Origin of the sequence: Acinetobacter sp. MYb191 (assembly GCF_037572605.1) — a bacterium.
Taxonomy (GTDB): domain Bacteria; phylum Pseudomonadota; class Gammaproteobacteria; order Pseudomonadales; family Moraxellaceae; genus Acinetobacter; species Acinetobacter johnsonii.
In genome coordinates this window covers 205,498-211,794 of record NZ_JBBGZP010000016.1, presented here as the reverse complement: position 1 = coordinate 211,794, position 6,297 = coordinate 205,498, and the positions used below count along the sequence as shown (strand labels likewise).

Annotated in this window: 6 protein-coding genes; all 6 read right to left on the bottom strand. The window is 39.0% G+C overall.

Translation table 11 applies throughout. The features are described 5' to 3' along the window. The coding region (locus tag WH214_RS12305) for a BapA/Bap/LapF family prefix-like domain-containing protein (protein WP_339993443.1) at positions 1 to 968 on the bottom strand (968 nt) is incomplete at its 3' end. 751 nt (positions 969 to 1,719) lie between these two features. Further along, positions 1,720 to 2,895, bottom strand: a complete 1,176-nt coding sequence (locus tag WH214_RS12300; protein WP_336957182.1) for an aminotransferase class V-fold PLP-dependent enzyme — start codon at positions 2,893 to 2,895, stop codon at positions 1,720 to 1,722. A gap of 183 nt (positions 2,896 to 3,078) precedes the next feature. Continuing rightward, a complete protein-coding gene (locus WH214_RS12295; RefSeq protein WP_336957183.1) occupies positions 3,079 to 3,867 on the bottom strand; it encodes an amino acid ABC transporter ATP-binding protein in 789 nt (262 codons plus the stop codon). Then, entirely contained in the window at positions 3,857 to 4,774 is a 918-nt protein-coding gene (locus WH214_RS12290; protein WP_336957184.1) for an amino acid ABC transporter permease, read from the bottom strand. The genes WH214_RS12295 and WH214_RS12290 overlap by 11 nt, the downstream gene beginning before the upstream one ends. Further along, positions 4,771 to 5,319, bottom strand: coding sequence for a GNAT family N-acetyltransferase (locus tag WH214_RS12285; RefSeq protein ID WP_339420754.1), 549 nt, complete (start codon positions 5,317 to 5,319; stop codon positions 4,771 to 4,773). Before WH214_RS12285 ends, WH214_RS12290 begins: the two co-directional genes overlap by 4 nt. Before the next feature lie 9 nt (positions 5,320 to 5,328). Further along, entirely contained in the window at positions 5,329 to 6,297 is a 969-nt protein-coding gene (locus tag WH214_RS12280; RefSeq protein WP_336957187.1) for an ABC transporter substrate-binding protein, read from the bottom strand.

Sequence of the window (6,297 nt, the reverse complement as noted above, 5' to 3'; positions counted from 1 at the left end):
ATCAAAAGCTCTAGTGCTGACTTACCATCCGCACCTGTGGCACCTGTTGCGCCAGTCGCGCCATCTGCACCTTTGAGGTAATCAATCAGGTCATTAATATCAGAACCCGGTGGTAATTCACCCGCATCAATCAAAAGCTCTAGTGCTGATTTACCATCCGCACCTGTGGCACCTGTTGCGCCAGTCGCACCATCTGCACCTTTGAGGTAATCAATCAGATCGTTTGTATCAGAACCCGGTGGTAATTCACCTGCATCGATCAAAACCTCTAGTGCTGATTTACCATCTGCACCTGTACCGCCCGTTGCTCCAGTCGCACCGTCTGCGCCTTTGAGGTAATCAATCAGGTCATTAATATCAGAACCCGGTGGTAATTTGCCCTCTTCTATCAAAAGCTCTAAAAGCGATTTACCATCTGCACCTGTCCCACCCGTTGCTCCAGTTTCGCCCGTTGCACCTGTTGCGCCAGTTTCGCCTGTGGCACCCGTAGATCCTGTACCGCCAGTTTCGCCCGTTGCACCATTTGAACCTGAATCTGAATCATCATCTGAATCATTTGCTGCCCAAGCTATCATGCCTCCCGCAGCTAATGGAATTGCAATCCACGCTAATGCAGACGTTCCATTATCATCGTAAAGTAAAGGTTCAATATCACTCAAAGTTGAATAGGTTGCATTTATAGCATCACCATTAGCAACAAAATCTACCCATACTAAGGCATTACTACCTTCTAGAACTAAACTATGATCCGATGCGAAAAAACCTACAATTGTTATAACCTCTCCATTATTTAAAATAACTTTGAGATCATTCCCTTCTTTTGAAAAACTCTTAACATCATCTTTATTTAGCTGAAGCTTGACTACTGAAGGGTTTTCTTTTGATAACTGAACTTTGTTTGATCCTCCCATATTAGCCACAGCTTCTTTATGAGATTCCTTACCTACTATTGAAATTTGAGTAACCATACAAATAACCCTCTGAAATGGTATTGATTTGTTATTTCCATCCAAAAATAAAAAAACGTTTTTTGGTCTTATTAAACTTATACGACTTTTAGCTACTCATAACCTGCGCATTCTTATGGTTCATCAAATAAAAAAATGAGTATTAAAAGTAAATTATTTCTTCTCTCAATGTTTTTACACTAGTTTATTATTCTTTAAAATACACCTGTATAAATTCACTGAAATCTGACAAAAAACTATTAAGATTTTTTAAAATATCTTATTAAACTTTTTTAAAAATACATGTTAAACCAATGTTTTAAAAATTATTTTTTATATGTAAAACAAATAGATATCAATAAAAACTATTTTTTATAAATTGAAAAATATCTATTTTAAGAATTATACACATTAAAAATAAAATTGTTTTTTTATGTAACGTTAAAAATGAAAAAGCACATTTTTTTTATGTATATTTATGAGAACAATATCACAATAGTATCCATTTATTGTATCTAAAAACACAATATTTGACATGCTAAGTGCCACCCATTACCAAAAATAAAAAATCACTATTTTGATTTTACACACACTTTTTTTTATTTTAGATACTCATACATCTAGCACTGAATTAAACTAAAACCAATTTGTATTTTACTAAATACACATCACTTACACAAAATTTGCATACCATCTTTATCAGTTAAAAAACTAGAGAAAAGTTTATTAATAAACTCTAGTTTTTAATCCAAATAAATCATAGTTTTAATAATTAGACAAAAGATAACTGTGTTGTTGCCTTTTTTTCCTTTAAAACCATTACTAAATGATTCAACAATATTTCTATATGATCTTGCGTGGTATATCTTCCAAAACTAAAACGTACCGCATTTGACGCTAAATCTTCATTCAGCCCTAAAGCATTTAATACATGAGAAGGTGCTGCATGATGCGAATTACAAGCCGAGCCACTTGAAACTGCGGCAACCTGTTTAATCGCGGCAATAATAGAATTGGCTCGTTCGCCTAAAAAACTCACATTTAAATAATTTGCGACATGCTGTGTCGCATGGCCATTTAAGTTCACGGGTGTCAAAGCCTGTAAACCTTGCAATAGCTTATTCCTTAGATGTTGGATCCGCTTTTGTTCATCTCTTAAGGCTAATTTAGCCAGCCGGCATGCTTCTCCCATACCCACAATTTGATGTGTGGCTAAAGTTCCCGAACGTAAACCCTGTTCATGCCCACCGCCATGAATTTGGGTCTTGATGTGTTTTTGAATGTCTTGACGAACATAGAGTGCACCAATGCCTTTGGGTCCATAAATTTTGTGTGCAGATAGACTGAGTAAATCAATCTGCATCGCCTGTACATCAATCTCAGCCTTTCCCGCCGCTTGCGCAGCATCAACGTGAAATAAAATTTGATGCTGATGTGCAATATGACCAATCGCTTGAATGTCCGTTAAGGTGCCAATTTCGTTATTCACCATCATCAACGAGATCAAAACTGTATTGGGTTGAATGGCTTGTTTTACCTGCTCTGGGCGAATCACACCTGTACCCAATTCAGGCTGTAAGTAAGTGACCTGAAAACCGAGACTTTCTAACTCTGCACAGGTATCTAAAACGGCCTTATGCTCTATTTTACTGGTAATAATGTGTTTATTTTTATGCTTATAGATATCTAAAGTGCCTTTGAGCGCGAGGTTATTCGATTCTGTTGCACCTGAAGTCCAAATAATTTCTTGAGGTTTGGCGTGGATTAAATCAGCGACGTGCTGTCTAGACGTGGTGATATGTTTTACCGCGTCCCAACCATAATGATGCGATTGTGAGGCTGGGTTTCCGAAATCACCTTCTACAGACAGACATCGAATCATTGCTTGAGAAATTTCAGGAAGTATAGGTGTTGTTGCTGCATAATCAAGATAAATTAATCTGCTCATTTTAATCACTATTAAAAATAAATTTAAAATGATTATAAAGGATGAAATTTATTCTATTTATATGGATTTAATCATACCTTATCAACAAAATTAAACTTATAAAAAAATCGTTAGTTTTATCACTCACCAACGATTTTAATATATAAAACTAAAATAGATATCATTAAAAAATAAGACTCAAATTTATAAAACCCGAGATAAAAAGTTTTGAGTACGCTCTTCTTTAGGATGTTCCAGAACTTGTTGAACTGTTCCTTGTTCAACAATTCTACCTTGATCCATAAACACCACATGGTCGGCAACTTCTCGTGCAAAAGCAATTTCATGCGTTACAATCACCATGGTTTTACCTAATTTAGCCAAGCTTTTGATTACATTCAGAACTTCTCCAACCAACTCAGGGTCCAGAGCTGAGGTCGGTTCATCAAATAAAATTACTTTGGGGTCTAGTGCCAAAGCTCTGGCAATCGCAACGCGCTGCTGCTGACCACCAGAAAGTTGTTTGGGCCATGCTTCAACCTTATCTCTTAGCCCCACTAAACCCAATAATTGATTGGCTTTTAAAATGGCTTGATCTTTGCTGAGTTTTTTATGAGCTAAGGGTGCTTCAATAATATTTTGTAAAACATTTAAATGTGGAAATAAATTAAAGTTCTGAAAAACATAACCCACAGATTTACGTTGTTTTAAAATATCTCGTTCTTTTAACTCATAGAGTTTGTCGCCTTTTTTCCGATAGCCGATAAACTCATCATCAATTTGAATAAATCCTGCATCCACACGCTCTAAATGATTAATAGTGCGTAATAAAGTGGATTTACCCGACCCCGATGGACCAATAATTACTGTCACGGATCCCGCTGGAATATCAAGGCTAATATCCTGTAATGCCGCATGTCCCGCATAATTTTTAAATACATGGCTCACTTGAATATGACCATTTGTAGGCGATGCTGATTGATTAATTATCATAGCTGACTCCTATACGCGGCTGAGTTGTGTGTGGCTGCGCTTTCTTGAAAAAAGCAAAGCTATTAATCGCTGATTTCCGCTCGCCTTTCGCCAATATTTTTTCGATATACCATTGCACGATGGAAAATACACTGGTGACGATTACGTACCAAACGGCGGCAACCATCAACAGCGGAATCACTTCTTGGTTGCGGTTATAGATCATTTGTACGGTGTAAAAGAGTTCAGGCATTGCCAAAACATACACAATTGATGTGCCTTTAGATAAACCGACACATTCATTAATAATCGCAGGGATAATGCTGCGAATCGATTGCGGTAAAATAATCCGCGTCGTACGGCGCCACCATGACAGACCCAATGCTGCCGCTGCTTCGAATTGACCATGATCGACTGATAAAATCCCACCACGGATGACTTCCGCGGTATAGGCACTTTGTACAATCACCAAACCCACCAAAGCTGTTGAAAACTGATCCAGTGCATTGATGGTTTTAAACTGAGCAAAGACCGTGTCGGTAAAAGGCACACCGACATTGATATATTCATATAAATAAGAAAAGTTATAGAGAATAATCAACACCAACAGCAGTGGTAATGATCTGAACATCCAGATATACACCCATGCCAATGAGCGAATTAACCAAGATGATGATAGTCTCATCATCGCCACAATGGTGCCCAAAATTAAACTAAACACGATTGACCAAAAGGTCAGTTTCAGAGTCATCAACAAGCCCTGAAGAATCGCAGGGTCAAAGAACCATTGTCTAAAAACAGGCCAACCCCAGTTTTGATTGGACAATATCGATTCCGCGACGACTGCAATAATTAATATCGAAAATGCGACGCCAATGTAACGCAGTGGATGACGTGCTGGAACGATTTTATAGTGTTCTAAACTCATGCGACCTCCTTTTGCAGTAAAGTCTTTCTAAAAGGAAGTCTACCGTGTAAGGGTGCGCCAATATAGCGATCAAAATTAAAATCTGGAGTGAGTTCAAACTGCGGTTCATAGCCTAGACTCAAATACAATTTCACTGCTGGAATCTGTTTAAACCCTGTGGTGAGAAAGATTTTGCGATACCCCGCAGCAAGCGCACTTCGTTCAAGTTCTTTGACTATTTTTGCAGCCAGTCCTTGTTTACGTAAGTTCCGATGTGACCAAATCCGTTTCAGCTCTGCAGTTTCTGCGTCATAGCGTTTATAGGCACCCATTGCAATGACTTCATCATCACGTTTCAGCACCACGAATAATCCATGCGGCGGTAAAAAATCTTCCGTACCTTCATAACGTTCCCGATGTGTGGCCTTTTTGCGTTCATCAATCACTTGTGCATCTTGACGCGCAAAAAAATCACCATAAATTTCTTCATATTCAGCAAATAGCTGATCCAGTAAAGGCTGTGCTTCGGGCACATCAACGGGTATTTGGATAAATTTTTCTTGCATAACGACCTCTTATTTATCCTGAATCAGTGGGTTAATCACTGATTGTGGAATTCCTTGATTTTGTAAATTCCAACGTGATAGGGCTTGGCTATATGTCCCATTTGCAATGACGCCATTAATGGAGGTTTGAATGGCATTCACCAGACCTGTGCCTTTTTTGACGGCAACTGCAACGGACCATGTTCCATTTAATCCGCCAACGGCTTTAATATTGGCGCCATTGGCTTGTTGCCATACCCCCATCACATTGGGAATGAGGTAGGCATCGACACGACCCGACTGCAACGCCAAATTTGCAGCGGCACCATCTTCCAAATAAATGGGCTGCGCTGGGTTCAACCCTTTTTGTCGATTATTTTCAATCCAGTTCAACAGCAGTCGTTCCTGATTAGTACCAGAACCAACCACGATTTTGAGTCCCGCAATATCATCTGGCGTTTTAATCAATTGAATTTTGCTGTCTTTGGTTACATAAAAAGCCAACCTGTCTTGACGATAAGTCGCAAAGTCGTATTTCTGCTTACGCTGTTCTGTGACCGCAATATTGCTGAGTACGGCATCGAATTTTCCCGATGCCAAACCGAGCGGCCAGTTTTCCCACGAGCTTGGAATCACATGAAGTTGGAGACCTAAACTGTCAGCAATTAACTGTGCAATATCAATTTCACTGCCAATACGGGTCTGGTTGTCTTCCGCCAAAACATGGAGGGGTGGAAAACTGTTGGTCCCCACAGCAACAGTGAAATAACCATCATTTACAAACTTAAAACCTTGCGGCAATTGAGCAATTGCCTCTACATTTTTAGTACTATGAATAGCCACCATGTTATGTCTTAAGGTCTGTTGCTCTTTTTCCGAAAACTCAGTTTTCAAACGATTTTCTTGCGCATGAGTTGCCCTCTCATTGTTATAGCAACCCGTCACACTTAAAGCCGCCAGTGTCAGACCAAAAACCACCGCTGTCTGGACCTTGTACAT